The organism is Pseudoalteromonas sp. H105 (assembly GCF_001469215.1).
Classification (GTDB): Bacteria; Pseudomonadota; Gammaproteobacteria; order Enterobacterales; family Alteromonadaceae; genus Pseudoalteromonas.
On sequence record NZ_LOFH01000006.1, the window covers coordinates 14,547 to 32,082 of the forward strand.

Annotated in this window: 21 protein-coding genes and 2 tRNA genes; 14 read left to right on the plus strand and 9 right to left on the minus strand. The window is 40.7% G+C overall.

The window, feature by feature from the left end; translation table 11 throughout:
- Positions 1–136 precede the first annotated feature (136 nt).
- From megL to ATS75_RS11175, 3 genes are all read left to right on the plus strand, one after another.
- Positions 137–1,318, plus strand: coding sequence for a methionine gamma-lyase (gene megL / locus ATS75_RS11165; protein ID WP_058560540.1), 1,182 nt, complete (start codon positions 137–139; stop codon positions 1,316–1,318).
- Between the two features lie 212 nt (positions 1,319–1,530).
- Entirely contained in the window at positions 1,531–2,328 is a 798-nt protein-coding gene (gene phhA / locus ATS75_RS11170; RefSeq protein ID WP_058560541.1) for a phenylalanine 4-monooxygenase, read from the plus strand.
- 9 nt (positions 2,329–2,337) lie between these two features.
- Positions 2,338–2,682, plus strand: coding sequence for a 4a-hydroxytetrahydrobiopterin dehydratase (locus ATS75_RS11175; RefSeq protein WP_058560542.1), 345 nt, complete (start codon positions 2,338–2,340; stop codon positions 2,680–2,682).
- Between the two features lie 216 nt (positions 2,683–2,898).
- On the opposite strand, the gene ATS75_RS20745 is transcribed toward ATS75_RS11175, so the two are convergent.
- On the minus strand, positions 2,899–3,021 hold the full coding sequence (locus tag ATS75_RS20745; protein ID WP_268801570.1) for a hypothetical protein: 123 nt from the start codon (positions 3,019–3,021) through the stop codon (positions 2,899–2,901).
- A 39-nt stretch (positions 3,022–3,060) separates the two neighbouring features.
- Here ATS75_RS20745 and hrpA point away from each other — a divergent pair, with 39 nt between their 5' ends.
- The 3 genes from hrpA to ATS75_RS11190 are packed head-to-tail and all read left to right on the plus strand — an operon-like array spanning position 3,061 to position 7,664.
- Complete coding sequence (gene hrpA, locus ATS75_RS11180) at positions 3,061–6,948, plus strand: ATP-dependent RNA helicase HrpA (protein WP_058560543.1); 3,888 nt, start codon at positions 3,061–3,063, stop codon at positions 6,946–6,948.
- 33 nt (positions 6,949–6,981) lie between these two features.
- A complete protein-coding gene (locus ATS75_RS11185) occupies positions 6,982–7,359 on the plus strand; it encodes a response regulator (RefSeq protein WP_058560544.1) in 378 nt (125 codons plus the stop codon).
- Between the two features lie 8 nt (positions 7,360–7,367).
- Positions 7,368–7,664, plus strand: a complete 297-nt coding sequence (locus tag ATS75_RS11190; RefSeq protein WP_058560545.1) for a PilZ domain-containing protein — start codon at positions 7,368–7,370, stop codon at positions 7,662–7,664.
- 11 nt (positions 7,665–7,675) lie between these two features.
- Here the strand turns inward: ATS75_RS11190 and ATS75_RS11195 are convergent, their stop codons facing one another.
- Complete coding sequence (locus ATS75_RS11195; protein WP_058560750.1) at positions 7,676–8,866, minus strand: class I SAM-dependent methyltransferase; 1,191 nt, start codon at positions 8,864–8,866, stop codon at positions 7,676–7,678.
- A 137-nt stretch (positions 8,867–9,003) separates the two neighbouring features.
- On the opposite strand from ATS75_RS11195, the gene ATS75_RS11200 reads away from it, so the two are divergent.
- Entirely contained in the window at positions 9,004–9,663 is a 660-nt protein-coding gene (locus ATS75_RS11200; protein ID WP_058560546.1) for an HD domain-containing protein, read from the plus strand.
- 1 nt (position 9,664) lies between these two features.
- Positions 9,665–10,078, plus strand: coding sequence for a VOC family protein (locus tag ATS75_RS11205; RefSeq protein ID WP_082665466.1), 414 nt, complete (start codon positions 9,665–9,667; stop codon positions 10,076–10,078).
- A 16-nt stretch (positions 10,079–10,094) separates the two neighbouring features.
- Here the strand turns inward: ATS75_RS11205 and ATS75_RS11210 are convergent, their stop codons facing one another.
- Positions 10,095–11,075 (minus strand): ion channel, encoded by a 981-nt coding sequence (locus ATS75_RS11210; protein WP_058560548.1) that lies wholly within the window; start codon positions 11,073–11,075, stop codon positions 10,095–10,097.
- 107 nt (positions 11,076–11,182) lie between these two features.
- Here ATS75_RS11210 and ATS75_RS11215 point away from each other — a divergent pair, with 107 nt between their 5' ends.
- Positions 11,183–11,884: a M48 family metallopeptidase gene (locus ATS75_RS11215; RefSeq protein ID WP_058560549.1), complete on the plus strand. Its 702-nt coding sequence runs from the start codon at positions 11,183–11,185 to the stop codon at positions 11,882–11,884.
- Positions 11,885–11,914: 30 nt separating this feature from the next.
- Here ATS75_RS11215 and ATS75_RS11220 read toward each other — a convergent pair.
- Together ATS75_RS11220 and ATS75_RS11225 are read right to left on the minus strand one after the other, a co-directional pair.
- A tRNA-Tyr gene (locus tag ATS75_RS11220) sits at positions 11,915–11,999 on the minus strand.
- Positions 12,000–12,047: 48 nt separating this feature from the next.
- Positions 12,048–12,132, minus strand: a tRNA-Tyr gene (locus ATS75_RS11225).
- A 112-nt stretch (positions 12,133–12,244) separates the two neighbouring features.
- On the opposite strand from ATS75_RS11225, the gene ATS75_RS11230 reads away from it, so the two are divergent.
- From ATS75_RS11230 to ATS75_RS11240, 3 genes are all read left to right on the plus strand, one after another.
- Positions 12,245–12,766, plus strand: a complete 522-nt coding sequence (locus ATS75_RS11230) for a VC2046/SO_2500 family protein (protein WP_058560550.1) — start codon at positions 12,245–12,247, stop codon at positions 12,764–12,766.
- Between the two features lie 231 nt (positions 12,767–12,997).
- Positions 12,998–13,306 (plus strand): DUF6172 family protein, encoded by a 309-nt coding sequence (locus ATS75_RS11235; RefSeq protein WP_058560551.1) that lies wholly within the window; start codon positions 12,998–13,000, stop codon positions 13,304–13,306.
- A gap of 179 nt (positions 13,307–13,485) precedes the next feature.
- A complete protein-coding gene (locus tag ATS75_RS11240) occupies positions 13,486–14,073 on the plus strand; it encodes a carbohydrate binding domain-containing protein (protein ID WP_152996217.1) in 588 nt (195 codons plus the stop codon).
- A gap of 64 nt (positions 14,074–14,137) precedes the next feature.
- Here ATS75_RS11240 and ATS75_RS11245 read toward each other — a convergent pair whose 3' ends face one another.
- Positions 14,138–14,377, minus strand: a complete 240-nt coding sequence (locus ATS75_RS11245) for an RNA recognition motif domain-containing protein (protein ID WP_058560552.1) — start codon at positions 14,375–14,377, stop codon at positions 14,138–14,140.
- Positions 14,378–14,594: 217 nt separating this feature from the next.
- Here ATS75_RS11245 and ATS75_RS11250 point away from each other — a divergent pair, with 217 nt between their 5' ends.
- The gene (locus ATS75_RS11250) at positions 14,595–15,107 is read left to right on the plus strand and encodes a YdcF family protein (protein WP_058560553.1); all 513 of its coding nucleotides are present in this window, start codon (positions 14,595–14,597) and stop codon (positions 15,105–15,107) included.
- Positions 15,108–15,216: 109 nt separating this feature from the next.
- Complete coding sequence (locus ATS75_RS11255; RefSeq protein ID WP_058560554.1) at positions 15,217–15,483, plus strand: hypothetical protein; 267 nt, start codon at positions 15,217–15,219, stop codon at positions 15,481–15,483.
- A 63-nt stretch (positions 15,484–15,546) separates the two neighbouring features.
- Here the strand turns inward: ATS75_RS11255 and lipA are convergent, their stop codons facing one another.
- Genes lipA through ybeD form a run of 3 tightly spaced genes read right to left on the minus strand, consistent with a single transcriptional unit; the run spans position 15,547 to position 17,459 of the window.
- Complete coding sequence (gene lipA, locus ATS75_RS11260; protein WP_058560555.1) at positions 15,547–16,512, minus strand: lipoyl synthase; 966 nt, start codon at positions 16,510–16,512, stop codon at positions 15,547–15,549.
- Positions 16,509–17,162, minus strand: coding sequence for a lipoyl(octanoyl) transferase LipB (gene lipB, locus ATS75_RS11265; RefSeq protein WP_082665467.1), 654 nt, complete (start codon positions 17,160–17,162; stop codon positions 16,509–16,511). The genes lipA and lipB overlap by 4 nt, the downstream gene beginning before the upstream one ends.
- Before the next feature lie 18 nt (positions 17,163–17,180).
- Positions 17,181–17,459, minus strand: a complete 279-nt coding sequence (ybeD, locus tag ATS75_RS11270; protein ID WP_058560556.1) for a DUF493 family protein YbeD — start codon at positions 17,457–17,459, stop codon at positions 17,181–17,183.
- Positions 17,460–17,536 lie beyond the last annotated feature (77 nt).

Consider the following 17,536-nt stretch of genomic DNA (forward strand, 5'->3'; position numbering starts at 1 on the left):
AAGAAATCTGTACAGTGGAGGCGGCCCACTGCACAGAGGATAGCCATCTGAGCATCCGGCATGCTTGTGATTTACCCTGCAATGCGTTTAATTATTAGCATATCTCTGTTTATAATAATTAAAATGAGCATTAACAATGAATAAACTCCACATCGAAAGTCAATGTATCCATGGCCCGCAAAAAGCAAATGATCCACATGGTGCTTTAACATCACCGTTATATCAGACATCAACATTTCATTTTAGCAGTGCTGCACAGGGAGCAGCACGATTTGCAGGTGAAGAGCCCGGCTATATTTACACTCGCTTGGGAAACCCAACGACAACAGAGCTCGAGCAAAAAGTGGCCCAGTTAGAAAGCTGTGAAGCTGCCGCTGCAACGGCTACCGGTATGGGAGCTGTATCTGCATCAGTGTTAAGTTTTTTGTCTCAGGGCGATCACCTGGTTGCCTCTAGTGCTCTTTATGGTTGCACGTTTGCATTTTTTGCACACATGTTACCGCGCTGGGGGATTGAGGTAACGTTTGTTGATATGACTGACGAGCATGCACTGCGCAGTGCCGTTAAGCCAAATTCAAAAATGATTTTTGCAGAAACACCTATTAACCCAACCATGGCGGTGTTAGACCTGAGTTTAATTAGTGACGTTGCCAAACAGCATCAACTAATTAGTGTTATCGACAATACATTTTTAACCCCTTTATTACAAAAACCAACAGATTATGGCATTGATTTAGTTGTCCATAGCGCGACTAAATACTTAAATGGCCATGGTGATGTGGTGGCTGGATTGGTATGTGGCACCAGTGAACATATTAATTTAATTAAAATGACCGTGCTTAAAGACATCGGTGCGACTATTAGCCCGCACGATGCATGGTTAATAAATCGCGGTTTAAAAACACTGGCAATCCGCATGCAACGCCATTGTGAAAGCGCACAAAAAATTGCCGAATATTTGGAGCAACACCCTCAAGTAAACACCGTTTATTATCCAGGCTTAAAATCTCATCAAGGCCATAAATTTATAGGTTCGCAAATGAAAGCGGCGGGAGGGGTTATCGCATTTGAGTTAAAAGGCAGCCTTAAAGACGGTGAACACTTTATTAATAGCACTCAACTATGCACATTAGCCGTTAGTTTAGGCGATGCTGAAACCCTGATACAACACCCTGCTTCTATGACGCATTCACCGTATACGCCTGAAGAAAGAGCCGAAGCAGGCATCAGTGATGGATTGATTCGTCTTTCCGTCGGGCTTGAAGATGTTAATGATATTATTAATGATCTTAACCGTGCATTTACACAGGTGGCTTAGCCTGTTTATTTAAGTTTACATTAAATGGTTCTGAGGGCCTTTAAATTTGAGGTTGTAAATAAACCAACCTATAAGTGTATTTTATAGTTTACGATCTTGCTGTTGCGTGAGCGGACTTATGTAGCCTTAGCTATTAAACTTTGGCTTACATTTGCTTAGTATCAAGGTAACACGTTGACACCGGCTTTCGGTTTAACAGCAAGAAGGTAATTATGGCTAAAGCAAGCAAGTATACGTCCAGAACCCCAGATGAAAATGGAGTAATACACTGGAGTGATGAAGAAAATAAAATATGGTCTGAACTCGTTGCCCGTCAGTTAAAATGTATTGAAGGAAAAGCGTGCGATGAATATATGGAAGGACTAAAAAAAATAAACCTTCCTCATGATCGCATACCGCAACTTAGCGAGCTGAACGAAGTACTGCTAGCTACCACAGGTTGGCAGGTGGCTCCTGTGCCTGCATTGATTGATTTTGATGAGTTCTTCCGCCTATTAGCGAATAAGCAATTCCCGGTAGCCACTTTTATTCGCACACGTGAAGAGTTCGATTACTTACAAGAGCCTGATATTTTTCACGAAATATTTGGCCATTGTGCAATGCTAACCAACCCAGATTTTGCAGAGTTTACTCATAAATATGGCCAACTAGGCTATGCTGCACAAAAGAAAGACCGGGTTTATCTTGCGCGTATGTATTGGTTTACTGTTGAGTTTGGCTTAATGCAAACAGAAAACGGTTTACGTATATACGGTGGTGGTATTTTATCAAGCCCAGGCGAAACCCAATACGTTTATTCAGACACCCCTGAAATAAACCCAATGAATGTATTGGATGTTTTACGCACTCCATACCGTATTGATATAATGCAGCCTTTATATTACACAATTAATTCTATTCATGATCTATTTGATATTTCTCAATTAGATATTATGTCGTTAGTTGAACAAGCAAAAGAATTGGGGTTACATGACCCAAAGTTTCCTCCTAAAGAAAAATTAGCAAGTTAAGGATTTAAAATGTCATCATTAAGCACGCAAACGTGTGAAGCCTGTCACGTAGATGCACCAAAAGTATCAGACGCAGAACTCGCTGAATTAATCAAAATGATCCCAGACTGGGTGCCTGAAGTACGCGATGGCATAATGCAACTTGAGCGCGTATACAAATTTAAAAACTTCAAACAAGCAATTGCGTTCACTAATAAAGTGGGCGATATGGCTGAAGATGAAGGTCACCACCCAGGTTTGTTAACTGAATGGGGCAAGGTTACAGTTACATGGTGGAGCCACTCTATTAAAGGCCTTCACAAAAACGATTTTATCTGTGCTGCTAAGACAGACGATGTGTTTGCTGCACTTTAAATAACATTGCTCTGCCCAAAGAGTGTAAAGGCGCATTAAGTAATGCGCCTTTTTGCTATTCTAATTTACTCCGCCTCTTATGCTCCAGCTTCTTTGATAAAAAGCCCGTTACTAACGTTGTCACTTCAATCATTATTGAGGCTCCAAGCAATGTATTAGAACCAAATTACAGCTCAGGTAAACAGATGGATTAAACTTTTTATCGGGATAGGTCAACTATCTAAAAGTGGTGATGTTAGCATCACACCAACCATGGTTTTGCTCAGCCATAAATGGCCCTGTCACTGCTTTAAATATATCTTGCTGCAAAGTTAACCCTTGCGATGAAGTTTGGTACAATCAGCCGTCTTTTTTCAAAAATTATTAAGGTAGTCGCGGGTGGTAAACCTAGGTCAATTGTTTGGTGAACTAAAAACGTGTTTAAGAAGAGATCAATTCATCTTTAAGAAACGTCTTCATGGCATAAAAAAAATAACAGATGAAGCGAAGCAAACCGGTGTTATTGAAAAAATAGCGGCTGACATAGCACGTAGCCAACAGTTACGTGAAGCCCGTTTAGCGCAATTACCAAAAGTAACCTACCCAGAGCAGTTGCCTGTTAGCCAGAAAAAAGAAGACATTAAAGAGGCGATAGCGAACAACCAAGTGGTCATCATTGCGGGTGAGACAGGCTCAGGTAAGACAACGCAAATACCTAAAATGTGTTTAGAGCTAGGCCGCGGTGTTGATGGGTATATTGGTCATACACAGCCTAGACGTTTAGCTGCCCGCAGTGTTGCAGATCGCATTGCCAGTGAAATGCAATGTGAGCTTGGTCAGCAAGTCGGCTTTAAAATTCGATTTAGTGATCAAGTATCTAATAACAGTTATATTAAATTAATGACTGACGGTATTTTATTAGCCGAGATTCAACAAGATCGTTTTTTAAATCAATACGACACGATTATTATCGATGAGGCTCACGAACGCAGCCTCAATATTGACTTTATTTTAGGTTACTTGAAAAACTTGCTTCCAAAGCGCCCTGATTTAAAAGTTATTATCACCTCAGCGACTATCGACCCTGAGCGTTTTTCAAAACATTTTAACAATGCCCCCATTATTGAAGTATCAGGTCGCACTTTCCCCGTTGATGTCCGTTACAGGCCGTTAGTTGAAATAGATAAGGATGACATGGAAGCAGAAGGCGATCAGCTGCAAGGTATTTTTGACGCCGTTGATGAGTTATGCCAAGAAGGGCCTGGCGACATATTAATATTTTTAAATGGTGAACGTGAAATTCGCGATACAGCAGATGCGCTTGGCAAACGCAATCTCAAGGGGGCTGACGTTTTGCCTTTGTATTCACGATTATCAAATGCTGAACAGAACCGTATTTTCGCGCCGCATAGCCGTCGTCATATTATTTTGTCGACCAATGTGGCAGAAACATCGTTAACTGTCCCAGGTATCCGCTATGTAATTGACCCTGGTACAGCGCGAATAAGTCGTTATAGTTATCGCACCAAAGTACAACGTCTGCCTATCGAAGCAATCTCACAGGCTAGCGCTAATCAGCGAAAGGGACGTTGTGGGCGTGTAGAAGCGGGTATTTGTATTCGACTATACAGTGAGGATGACTTTAATTCGCGTTCAGAATTTACCGACCCAGAAATCTTGCGTACAAACCTTGCCTCAGTGATTCTAAAGATGCTTGGTTTAGGGCTGGGCGATATGGCTAAGTTTCCGTTTGTACAAGCGCCAGATAGCCGAAATATCAATGATGGCTTAACTTTACTTGAAGAGCTCGAGGCGGTAAAACCAAGTAAGCGACAGCAAGAAACACGGTTGACTAAATCTGGTATGGATTTAAGCCGATTACCGGTGGATCCCCGTCTGGCAAAAATGGTACTCACGGCGCAAAAGCTCGGCGCACTGCGAGAAGTGATTATCATAGTGGCTGCTTTGTCGATTCAAGACCCTCGCGAGCGCCCGCAAGAAAAACGTGCAGCGGCGAACGAAAAACATGGTCGTTTTGATGATCCAGATTCTGATTTCATTGCATTTTTAAATTTATGGAATTATTTAGAAGAACAACAAAGCGAGCTAAGTAACAGCCAATTTAGAAAGTTATGCCAAAAAGAGATGCTTGCTTATATGCGAGTGCGGGAATGGCAAGACATTGTCTATCAGCTGAGTACCGTGTGTAACGAAATGGGGATGAAGGCGACAACCAATGTAGCTGAAGGTGATAAAATTCACCAAGCGCTGCTAAGCGGCATGCTTAGCCATATTGGTTTTAAAGACGAAAAACAATTATACAAAGGGGCGCGTAATAGCCAGTTTCATATTTTTCCCGGGTCGGGTTTGTTTAAGAAGAGCCCTAAATGGCTTATGTCGGCTGAATTGGTTGAAACCAGTAAGCTGTATGCGCGCATCAACGCCAAAATAAACCTTGATTGGGTTGAACCCCTTGCTCAACATTTAGTAAAACGAAGTTACAGTGAACCTCACTGGGAGAAAAAACCAGGTGCGGTTATTGCCTTTGAGCAGCAAGTGCTTTATGGATTGATCATTGTCTCTAAGCGCCGATGTGTATATAGCAATATTGATCCAAAAGTAAGCCGTGAGTTATTTATTCGCAGCGCATTAGTAGAACAAGAGCTGGGTCAAAATGAAGGGTTTTTACAGTTTAACCGTGAGCTGATTGAAGATATTCAAACGTTAGAGAATAAAAGCCGCCGCCGCGATATATTGGTCGATGAGCAAACACTTTATGAGTTTTATGAAAAGAAAATTCCAAGTGATGTAAATAACCGTGCTGCGTTCACAAAATGGTATAAAACTAAAAAACAGCAAGATAAACGATTTTTACACATGACCCGCGATGATTTGATGCAACACGGTGCGGATAGCGTCACAGAATTTGACTACCCCGATGTATGGCAACAAAATAATTTAATGCTACCGCTGAGTTATCATTTTGATCCGGGTCAAGCTGTGGACGGTGTTGCGGTGCAGATCCCTGTGGCATTGCTAAACCAAGTTGAGGAAAGCGGGTTTGACTGGCATATTCCGGCATTTCGTCATGACTTAATCACAGGGCTGATTAAATCACTGCCTAAATCGTTGCGCCGTAACTTTGTTCCAGCCCCCAATTACGCAGATGCGGTACTGGCTGCTATTACGCCGATGCAAGGTAATTTCATCGAGGCTATCAGTCATCAGCTATTACGCATGACAGGCGTGAGAGTCGATCCCGATGCATGGGACTTATCGACACTTGCAACTCATTTACGTTTTCAGTTTGAAGTGCGTGATGACAAAAATACATTACTCGCTCGCGGTATGGATCTCGCCAAGCTTAAAGCGCAGTTACAAGGTAAAGTGACACAAACACTTTCTAAAGTGGCTGATAAAGGCATAGAGAAAGCTGATTTAACCCAGTGGGATTTTGGGAAATTACCGACGTCTTATGTTAAGAAGCAGGGTCAGTACGAGATAAAAGCGTACCCTGCGCTGGTGGATAAAAAATCAACGACAGCGGTCGAGTTATTTGATAACGAAATTAAAGCGCACGCAGCACATCAGCAGGGCTTGCGACGTTTGGTATTGTTAAATGTGCCATCGCCAATAAAATATTTACAACAAAACCTACCCAACAAAGCCAAACTAGGGCTATATTTTAACCCATTTGGTAAGGTGGCTGATTTAATCGATGATTGTATTGCAGCAGGCGTTGATAGCCTTTTACTTAGTTTAGGTGATGTTCGCACAGAGCACGCGTTTGAGCAGGTTAAAGAACACATCCGCGGTGAGCTTGGTGATGCAGTTGTGTTAATTGCAACTCAGGTTGAACAAGTATTAAGTATTGCTCATGCGGTACACAAAAGAATGAAAGGCCGTGTTGATCTAACCATGATCACAGCCCATGGTGATATTAAAAGTCAGCTAGAATCACTGGTTTTTAAAGGGTTTGTTTCTAGTCATGGTGCTGAAAAGTTGACTGATCTCATCCGATATTTAAAAGCGATAGAAAAGCGATTAGAAAAGTTGCCTGTTGACCCAAATCGTGACAGATTATGTGTACTAGAATTAGATAAAGTAGCACAAGAGTATCAAAAGCAGTTGAATAAGGTTGCCCCTGGGCTTCCTATACCAAAGGGGTTGATTGATGTTTTCTGGATGCAACAAGAGCTTAGAGTTTCGCTCTTTGCACAAACGTTAGGTACTCCATACCCTATTTCAGCTAAACGTGTTTTAAATGCTTTAAAAGAATGTGATTAGCATTAACATGACAAGAAGGAACTAGCAATTATTATGGATTCAATGGCTCGCTCACGGCTGCAACTATTGGTTGTAGATGATGAGTATTTCAATTTTGAAATGCTAAAAGCGTCGTTATCAAATAGCTTCGACTTAAGTTATGCTGATTCAGGCCAAAGCTGCTTAACTTCAGCGATTGCCAGCCCCCCTGACGTTATTTTGTTAGATGTTTGTATGCCGGGGCTTGATGGTTACGATACGTGCCGCATGTTAAAAAATACACCTGAAACACGTGATATTCCGGTGGTAATGGTATCAGGCTTAGAGTCAGAGCAAGAACAGCGAGCAGGGTTTGAAGCGGGTTGTGATGCCTATGTTATTAAGCCATTTTCAGTGGTTGTGCTAGTTGATAAAATTAACAGTGTTGTTTAGGAGACAGTATGCTTAATGAAGACCAACGTAATTTCAGACGGATGCAAATTAACGCAAAAGCGACTTTAACAACGTTAGAGCCAATTGCAGATGAACAATATGATGCATTATGTGTTGATTTAAGTGCCACAGGGTTGTCTTTACAATTGGATGATTTGTTAGAGATAGGCACAATTGTGAAGGTTAAAATTGACTCAACGAGTCCAACAATAGCACCTTTAGATGCTATTGCTAAAGTAATACGTGCCTCGAAGGAAGACGATGGCACGATCACTGCGGGTCTAGAAATTATGAGTTTTAACTAGGGTCTGAGACCCTAGAACACTTTGCAGATGAGGCCTTTTAGGTAAAAGCCTTCTGGGTAGCTACCAGCGATGGGGTGGTCAGCGGCTTGATTCAAGCGTTCCATAATTAATAGATCTTTTCCTGCATCGAGCGCGGCATCGGCTACGACTTTTTGGAACAAGTTTTGTTCCATTAACCCTGAGCATGAAAAAGTCAGTAATGTGCCACCTGGTTTCAAAATTTGCATCGCAATCATATTGATATCTTTATAACCGCGACATGCGCCTGTTAGCTGCGCTTTATTATCTGCGAACTTGGGTGGGTCCATCACAATTGTATCAAACAGCACACCCTCTTCGCGGTATTGGCGTAGTAATTTAAAGACATCCTGCTTAACAAAGTCTACTTTGTTTAGGTCTAGGTTATTATGTTCAACATTTCGTTTAGCAGTATCAAGTGCAGGCTGAGATACATCTACATTGGTTACATGTTCACACCCACCACGCAATGCATACAGCGAAAATGTACCTGTATAGCTAAAGCAATTAAGCACTTTTTTATTTTTCGAAAAGCGCTCAAGTGCGGCGCGGCTATCACGTTGGTCGAGATAAAAACCTGTTTTGTGACCTTCAATGATATCGACTTCTAGTTTTAATCCGTTTTCTTCAATTAATACTGGTTGTTCAGGTTTGTTACCCCAAAGTACACCAGTTGTCGGTTCCAAGCCTTCTTTATTGCGCACATCGACGTCAGAGCGTTCATATACGTCACAGCCAGGGAAGATAGTCATTAGAGCAGCAACAATTTCACCTTTATGACGTTCTGCACCAGCGCTTAATAATTGACATACCAAGACATTATCAAATTTATCAATGGTAACACCCGGAAGGAAGTCAGACTCAGCCGCACATAGTCTAAAGCCGGTTAACCCGCCTTCTTCAATTACTTGGGCGCGAGCAGCAAGAGCTCGACGTAAACGGCGCTCAAAGAAATGTTGATCAATGACCTCTTTTTGATCAAAACTCCAAACGCGAGCACGAATTTGCGAGTGTGGGCTATAAGCTGCAGTTGCTAAGAATTTACCTTCGCTATCATGAATGGTAACGGTGTCACCTAGGCCAGGTTTGCCTTTAATTTTTTTAATCGCTTTAGAAAATAACCAAGGGTGTTTTCTTTTTAAAGACTTCTCACGACCAGCTTGCAGATAAATTGCAGATGACATTTGCATACTCATAATAGATAAATTGGCGGCCATTTTAGTAAAGCAAGGCTTAACATACAACGAATGTTTTGCACAACCGCCTATAAGCACGGTAGAGTAACGCTAATTTATTGTTTTACATTGAAACCTAAGTATTTATGGAACAGCGAGTTGCACTATCCAATTCTTTGAAAAAGCTCGAGGAAGCGTGTCGAACGTTTATTTCCTCACTTACCTGCGCAGATGTAGCGCATGATATAACCCACATTGAACGTGTTGTCAGAGTTGCAAAAAAACTGTGTCGCGCTGAGCAAGCGAATATGGCTATTGTGTTGCCCGCTGCGTGGCTGCACGATTGTGTTGCGGTTGCAAAGGATCACCCTGATCGTGCTAAAGCGTCGACCATGGCCGCAGACAAGGCCATTCAATTTTTAAGCACAATCGGGTATGACGACTCTTATTTTGATGCTATTCATCATGCCATTGCAGCACACAGTTTCAGTGCAAATATCCAAGTCGAAACGGTTGAAGCGCAAATAGTTCAAGACGCAGATAGAATGGATGCATTAGGTGCTATTGGTGTTAGCCGATGCATGAAAGTTGGAGGGTCAATCAGCCGTCATCTTTACCACCCTCAAGACCCGTTTTGTAGCAACCGTGACGCGAATGACAAACTCTACACGCTTGATCATTTTTTTATCAAATTACTGCATGTTGCTAAGAGCATGAACACGCCATCGGCCAAAGCTGAGGCGAAGCGTCGCACTGATTATATGGTGGCATTTATTGAGCAACTAAAATCTGAAATAGGGGATTAATGTGACTAAACCTTTGTTACTAGGTGTCGATCATTGTCATCTTGATGTAGATAATTTATCAGACGCGATTATTTGGTATAAAGATATTTTGGGGTTTAGTATTGTGCCTGAACTTGCTTTTTGGGATGAAGGGAAAGGACCGCTAACGCTCGAAGATGCAGCTGCAACAACACGAATTGCTCTATTTGAACGTCAAGGAAGGAGTAAAGGGATTGCGTTTGGTGCAACAGGCGAGCAGTTCCTCGCGTGGCTTATACACTTTGATCAGCATAAAATAAAAACAATCATTGCAGATCATGGCGTTACTTTTTCACTGTACTTTAAAGATAACAGCGATAACAACCATGAAATCACCTCTCACGATTATGCTTTTATAAACACAAATATTGACTCGGCAAGGTTATATACGAAGTAGGCGATGCTTAAAATTTTTATCGTGTCATACGTTTAACAAACACCACAACGAACAATGCCAGCGAAAAACTGCCGCAGAAAGCCTCAATTGCGGCTATAAGCCTCGAAAGCCCTATGGGTGTTATATCACCATAGCCTAGCGTGGTAAATGTAACTACACTAAAATAAAAGCTGTTTAGTAAGGCCGATAAGTTATCACTCAATGGGGCGGAAAAGTCGAGTTGTAAAAGGGTGTCATCGTATGTCACGCCAAAGAGGAAGTAACAAAACGCGCAGATAATAATGAGTGACAAACTAAAACGGATCACATTTTGTGGCTTTTCACCGTAACCACATAACATATCAATAAAACTTGAACTGAGTCGCTTTAATGAATATTTCGGGTATTGCTCATGACGCATTTTCAGTTCTTTGTATGTAAAGTTACCTACCAACTCAAATAAGCCTTGCTGCTCTGACGCTTTTCGTAAATTACGATAGATCTCTTCAGATTGCTCATAAAGATCCATTGCTTTAGTAGAGTCTTGTTGTTTAATTGCCGCTTTTGCTTGTTTCTCTTGAAGTAATTGTACCCCTAGATCTATGTTATCAATTCGTGTGTTACTTAGTTTGATACCTAATAAGTTTGTGTGTTGAAGGTTACAATAATGCAGGCTGGCTTCATGAAGGTTTGCTTTCATCAAGGAAGCATACGCTATTTTATTATTGAATAAATGTGCCCCAGAAAGGTTTGTACGATAAAAGTTACTATAAGAAAGATCAAACCCTTCTTCATCATCATGTTTAACTAAGTTGAGGCCACTTAAGTTCGCCCGTTGAAGTTCAAGCCCTTGTAATAATCCACCTTTTTTTGCGTAACGCTCTAATTTTTGAGTGAGTTCAAGTGCGGTTTTATCAAATTTCTTATCGTGCCAAAAACAAAAACCTGTGCCCATGTCTGTTTCATGGCACTGCTTGTTATCAGGAGAGGTATAACTACAACAAGGCTTATCTGGCATAATGGTTTCAGCTTTAAATTATTATACTTATTTATAGATTAGCAGTTATTTAGCAAGGTATTATGTTCGCAAGTAAATTTCTTTATTAGTCCACTCAAGAGTTTAAATTGGTTGAATATACATTAAAACGAAGTCGGCGCCGAAAAACGGTTGCACTGAAAGTGCAACAACAAAGCTTAACCGTTTATGCTCCTTATGGAGTAGCGGTTGCTTCAATTGAACACTGGTTACAGTCGAAACAAGAATGGATTAAATTACAAATAACCCAACAAGGGCAGTTAATACAACAACAGCAGCAGCCGATGCAAGCGATGCAAATTAACTTGTTTGGCTCTCCATTGACCCTGAGTTTTGCCACGGGTAAAAAAACGCTTGTTCACTTTGTCGATGAAGCAATGCTGCCAAATTTACACATTACTATCTCAACTCGGGTACAAAATAAACAGGCAATGTACCAAACCCAGCTAGAAACTTTTTTACATGATCAATTAGAAAGCTATATCGAAATGCGGCTTCACCATTTTTGTGATCAAATGGGTGAAGCATTACCAAGTAAGTTAAAAATTATGGTCTACAAAAGGCGTTGGGGGAGTTGTAATCAACGTAGAGAGCTGACTTTTAATCTTTTATTAGTTAGTGCACCGCAATGGATTATTGATTATGTGATAGTGCATGAATTATCTCATTTAAAATATTTAAATCACAGTAGCCAATTTTGGTCGAGAGTGAATCAGTATTATCCGCAGTACAAAGATGCATCAAGCTGGTTAGAGAAAAATGGTGCTAGTTTACAATGGAAATTTGAATGAAAAAGGAAGTTTTACAGAAATAAAAAGAAGTGGTGGAGGGAGCTGGATTCGAACCAGCGAAGGCTGAGCCGTCAGATTTACAGTCTGATCCCTTTGGCCGCTCGGGAACCCCTCCACACTATTTTGATGCATTTGGCCCCACTTAACTTAGCGGTAAGAAAAGTGGTGGAGGGAGCTGGATTCGAACCAGCGAAGGCTGAGCCGTCAGATTTACAGTCTGATCCCTTTGGCCGCTCGGGAACCCCTCCAATGCAACGGCGCCGATAATAGCAAACTTAGTATTTAAGTAAAGAAAAAAGCTAAAGAAATATTAAATTAAGCCGATAAATATTTATTCTTAGTATTATTTGACCAAAGTATATGCAAATTGATGGATTGTTAATCACAGAGAGTCAGCTCGATAATCGCCTCGCAAAAAGCGTAAGCGAATCGCGTCGTGGAGAATTTTCTTTACTATTAGCAATGTTGTCTCAAGATGCCTTAGATTTTAGTCAGTTTCACCTTCCCAAGACCCCTTTTGGCAGTGATGCTAAAAATAACAGTGAAGCACAACTGCGTGCTGAGTTAGGTGTCGTCCCAGCTCAAGCTTTGGCACCGGACAGTTTTGATATGCTAATTGGTGAGCATAATGCGAAGCGATTATTAGAGTCGGGTATGAGTAGTATTCGTCTTCGTCATTGTTTATCGCCCGAGCCACTTGCTGTGCGAGATGATAAACACCATATCCCACTCCCTATTATTGATAACTGCGAGCTTGTGGTCCGAAAACGCCATTTGCACAAAGAAACCCAACTCGACAATCCTCAAATAGATGCCGCTGCGTTTTATGATAGTCTTAATAACGATGCTCTACATCAACCATTGCATTTGGCACAAGCTTGACATTTTTTTGTCATAAATGCAGTTTAGAGTAGTATAAACTGCAAGCATAAAACGTCCGTTACCTTTTCATATCTTTTATAGTAGGACGCAGATCACTTTGGCTAAATATATTAGCTAAATCGCTTTTAATCATAACGACGCTCGCATCTTGAGGTAACTTGGGTATATAATGCCCACAGATGGGTTTTAAAAAATCTCATTATTATTAAACCAAGGTAATTTAGGAACGTAATGAAGAAAACATTCACGCTGAATCACGAGAAAATCAAATACCCTCGTATGGTTGATGCTGCAAAGCACGAAGTGAAAAAATATTTGAAAAGAGAGCGTAACAAAACGTTACCGCTTGATGCTGACTACTGGGCATTTGACTGTAAATTTGGTAACACAGCAGATCAAGCGCAAGAAGTGCATGTTGCAGAACTTAATAACTGCATCAGCGAGATCGAGAAGCAGGAATTATCATCTTTTTATGTTGAAATTTTGGCACGCCCTGCACTGCGCCAGTCGCCAGATTTTGATGATGAAGCAGATGACTAAGCAATAATACTTATATTGCTAAAAGAGTGGGCTTGAGTGCCCATTTTTTGTGCCTGAAATAAAAATAAATTTCAGGTATGCTGACCATTGGGGTGTGCCTATTTTGAGTACATTTTAAACCGCTAAGGTCAACAGGCCCTAACTGTAATATTAAAGACAAAATAATAAAAGGATGTCACATGTTTATTCCTGCAATCTCACTTTTGGTTTTTAGCTCTGTGCTATCTGTCTCATCAACCTCAGAGCAACATTGCCAGCAAGCATTGTCTAGTGACCCGCTTAACGAAAAAAATTGGCGATATGCAACGGACCCACATGGCAGTGAAGTAAAAACGAAGCAAACGCTTATAAAAGATGAACGCGTTTGGATTTCGTTTAAACGTGTGCCCAGGGTAGATGCAAAAAACAACTCTTGGGTTGAGCTTATCTATGATTTGCCAAATCAAACACTTGAAGAAAATTCCACTATTTTGCTGGAGTATAAAAGCAGGAAAAACCTCGTTGTGAAGCTCTCTCAAAAGGACTATGGCGGGCAAGGCGATAAAAGTTATGCACACTACCAGTATATACTTCCAGCACAAACTAAGTGGGGTACTCACTGCATAGATTTAGCGGATTTTGCTAGACCAAGCTGGACTCCTGAAAATTCCGTCGATAAGGGAATAATAAAAGAGAACGTAAGTGCAATTTATTTAGTGCCAGATCTAAAGGATGAACTTGGTGGGGAAGCGACAATTGAGGTTAAAAATATTTCATTGAGACCTTAACCTCCAGCCTCAGATTCTAGATATAAAAACCAGCAACTGCTGGTTTTTTGTCTAGCGTGGTTTTTTAAGCGTCAGCCAATTTAACACGGATCTTATTCTTATCAACATTGCTTTGGTTTAACGCTTTAATTGCATCGTTAGCTTCTGATTCAATAGGCATTTCAACAAATGCAAAGCCCTTTGATTTACCGGTTTCTTTGTCTAATACAAGCGTGCATTCAGCAACTTTACCATAGGCGGTAAATAACACTCGAATGTCTTGCTCAGTCGTTGCGCGTGAAAGGTTTCTAACTAATAATTTCATAATAAGCCATGTTTAATATAATTGTGCTAATTGTCGCAAGGAATAGAGAATTGACCTAGTGTTTAATTAAAAACCAAGTAAATAATTTATCTATCACCATAAAGAATGCAAAATTGCACTGGTTAGATAACATTTAGCCCTAGTTAACCGAACTTTGATTAAGATATGTATTAGTGCACTCATATTACAAAAGAAGGCTGCATAATAGGTATTCACGATGAAAGAAAATGAATCTCATGCCATAATTGTACTTGGTTCACCGAACTATAATGACGGTCGGTTATCTTTGATAGCCAAGAGCAGATGTGACAAAGCATTTCAATTATATGTTCAATACCCAGGCAGCAAAGTACTTTGTACTGGAGGCTTTGGTGAGCACTTCAATACAAGTAGATTTGCTCATGGAAAGTTAACCAAAGCGTATTTGATTGAGTTAGGCGTGCCTGAGAACGCATTTTTAGAGATTGCCCAAAGTCGTTTTACCTTTGAGGATGCAACAATGTCTATGCCTATATTGACTGCTAATAATATAAAAAAAGCGACGATAGTGAGTTCTGAATTTCATATTAAACGTGTTGAATATGTATTTAGCAATCTCATTTCTAATATTGAATTAAATTACCTAGCCGCTACAACCCCTCTCGATAAAGCAGAGCTGGATGTGTTATGTCAGCATGAAGCGAAGGCCATGATCCGTGAAAAGCAGAATATAGCAAGCACAAAGGTATAACCTATGTTTATTGATTATATTGGATTAATTGGCCAATTAATTGACATATATATGAAATAGTCATACGTTTATTTAACACAATATGTTTGATAGATTTGAGGGACTAAATATGAAAAGTACAATGTTGGTTTTAGCATTAACTGCAGCACTTGCTGGCTGTAATTCAACTACTTCGCAAGACGATGAAAAGTTTTTACTTGTTGACAATAAAACAGGGCAAGTGAAAAGCTTTCATTATTCAGCAAATGACTGCAAAAGTGCGATGATAAGAGCAAACGTCAGAAATAAAGCGGATTGGTTAACATCAAAACCATCACCTTATAGTTCAAATCCTACATTACCTAAAAATAGAGAGTATGATGTCTGCATCAAATAATCTTAAGTAAACTAAATCTGTAAACACTACACCCTAAATGCTATAGAGTGTAGTGTTTAAGTGTTACTTAACTTCTTTACCCGCGGCTTGTTGATCAGCGTGATAGCTCGAACGTACAAATGGGCCTGAGGCTGCATGAGTAAAGCCAATTTCATCTGCATAATCTTTCAACGCATCAAATTCAGCTGGCGGTACATAACGCTTAACAGGCAAGTGATGTTTTGACGGTTGTAGGTATTGGCCTACAGTAAGCATATCGACATTGTGCTCACGTAAATCGCGTAATACTTCTTCGATTTCACTAATTTCTTCACCTAAACCTACCATTAAACCAGATTTAGTTTTAACTTCTGGGTGCGCTTCTTTAAAGCGACGTAGTAACTCTAATGACCATTTATAATCAGCACCTGGGCGAGCAAGCTTGTACAAGCGTGGCGCAGTTTCTAAGTTATGATTAAATACGTCTGGTGGCGTTTCAATCAAGATCTCAAGAGCTCTGTCCATACGACCACGAAAATCAGGGACTAAAATTTCGATGGTAATGGTTGGGTTATGTTTGCGGATTTCGCGAATACAATCTGCAAAGTGCTGCGCACCACCGTCACGTAAATCATCACGGTCCACTGACGTGATAACAACATAGCTTAGCTTCATGTCTTTAATAGTTAGTGCTAGTTTTTCAGGCTCTGCGGCATCCGGTTTTAATGGACGGCCATGGGCAACATCACAAAATGGGCAACGACGAGTACAAATAGCCCCTAAAATCATAAAGGTTGCTGTACCGTGGTTAAAGCACTCAGATAAGTTAGGGCATGAAGCCTCTTCACATACGGAGTGTAAGCCGTGCTTACGCATTGCTTGTTTTATGCCGTCGATACGTTCAGTTGATTTTGGTAAACGTATTTTCAGCCACTCGGGCTTGCGCAACATTTCAGTTTTTTCAGTCGGTAATACTTTAACTGGGATCAACGCCATTTTTTCAGCGTCACGTAATTTTACCCCTGGTTCCATCTTGACTGGTTTATTCATTCGTTTTCAAACCCTTCAGTATGCTTAACCTGTGTAGCATTAAGCTTTGTCATCATATGTTTTACTAGCCCATTACCTGCTTGCTCTAGGTTTTGTGGACCATTTAAATCAGTTGTTTGCACCATATTCATACCCGCATAACCACATGGGTTAATGCGTAAAAATGGGCTCAAATCCATACTTACATTTAAGGCTAAGCCATGAAATGAGCAGCCGCGACGAACGCGAAGGCCTAACGATGCAATTTTACTGTCATTGACATACACCCCCGGCGCATCTGCTTTAGCGTACGCTTCAATATCGTACTCTTTTAATGTATCGATAATACATTCTTCAAGCCAGGTTACTAGCTCACGAACACCAATTTTCAAACGGCGTAAGTTAAATAAAACATACATCATTTGTTGGCCCGGCCCGTGATAGGTTACTTGGCCGCCGCGATCAACTTTGATCACTTCAATATCACCAGGTGCAAGTAAGTGCTCTTCTTTTCCTGCTTGGCCTTGCGTGAAAACAGGTTCGTGTTCGACTAACCAGATTTCATCAGCGACAGTATCATCTCGAGTGTCAGTAAATTCTTGCATTTTTTGCCAGATCGGCATGTAGCGTTGGCGGCCTAATTGGCGTACGATTAACGTATTTTCGCTCACTGCAATCTCCAATTAGGGTTATAGCATGTGACGAACGTCATCGATATTACTGATCACGTTATAGATTTCTTCAATATGTTTACCACTGGTCACTGTTGCAACAAGTGTGACAGATTCGTATGTGCCTTTACTACTAGGCTTTACTTTAGGCGCATAGTCACCAGGGGCAATCGGCTGTAACTTTTCAAGAATTTGGTCAGTTAAATTAACGTTTGCTAAGCCCATTACTTTGAAGGTAAACGGGCAAGGGTACTCTAGGTACTCATCAAATTTAGTATTTTCTACTGGTGTAGCCACGACGATGACTCCTTACTTAATGCTCTAATAACTGACTAATAACCCACACTCGACCTTGCAGGTTAGATATGAGGCGC

Excerpts from the sequence above, each read along its gene's own strand:
- ATS75_RS11240 (WP_152996217.1), top strand. The coding sequence starts at position 13,486 with ATGTTTATTCCTGCAATCTCACTTTTGGTTTTTAGCTCTGTGCTATCT.
- ATS75_RS11190 (WP_058560545.1), top strand. The coding sequence starts at position 7,368 with ATGCTTAATGAAGACCAACGTAATTTCAGACGGATGCAAATTAACGCA.
- ATS75_RS11195 (WP_058560750.1), bottom strand. The coding sequence starts at position 8,866 with ATGTCATCTGCAATTTATCTGCAAGCTGGTCGTGAGAAGTCTTTAAAA.
- ATS75_RS11200 (WP_058560546.1), top strand. The coding sequence starts at position 9,004 with ATGGAACAGCGAGTTGCACTATCCAATTCTTTGAAAAAGCTCGAGGAA.
- ATS75_RS11255 (WP_058560554.1), top strand. The coding sequence starts at position 15,217 with ATGAAAAGTACAATGTTGGTTTTAGCATTAACTGCAGCACTTGCTGGC.
- ATS75_RS11235 (WP_058560551.1), top strand. The coding sequence starts at position 12,998 with ATGAAGAAAACATTCACGCTGAATCACGAGAAAATCAAATACCCTCGT.
- ATS75_RS11210 (WP_058560548.1), bottom strand. The coding sequence starts at position 11,075 with ATGCCAGATAAGCCTTGTTGTAGTTATACCTCTCCTGATAACAAGCAG.
- megL (WP_058560540.1), top strand. The coding sequence starts at position 137 with ATGAATAAACTCCACATCGAAAGTCAATGTATCCATGGCCCGCAAAAA.
- lipA (WP_058560555.1), bottom strand. The coding sequence starts at position 16,512 with ATGAATAAACCAGTCAAGATGGAACCAGGGGTAAAATTACGTGACGCT.
- ATS75_RS11250 (WP_058560553.1), top strand. The coding sequence starts at position 14,595 with ATGAAAGAAAATGAATCTCATGCCATAATTGTACTTGGTTCACCGAAC.
- ATS75_RS11245 (WP_058560552.1), bottom strand. The coding sequence starts at position 14,377 with ATGAAATTATTAGTTAGAAACCTTTCACGCGCAACGACTGAGCAAGAC.
- ATS75_RS11185 (WP_058560544.1), top strand. The coding sequence starts at position 6,982 with ATGGATTCAATGGCTCGCTCACGGCTGCAACTATTGGTTGTAGATGAT.
- phhA (WP_058560541.1), top strand. The coding sequence starts at position 1,531 with ATGGCTAAAGCAAGCAAGTATACGTCCAGAACCCCAGATGAAAATGGA.
- ATS75_RS11175 (WP_058560542.1), top strand. The coding sequence starts at position 2,338 with ATGTCATCATTAAGCACGCAAACGTGTGAAGCCTGTCACGTAGATGCA.
- ATS75_RS11230 (WP_058560550.1), top strand. The coding sequence starts at position 12,245 with ATGCAAATTGATGGATTGTTAATCACAGAGAGTCAGCTCGATAATCGC.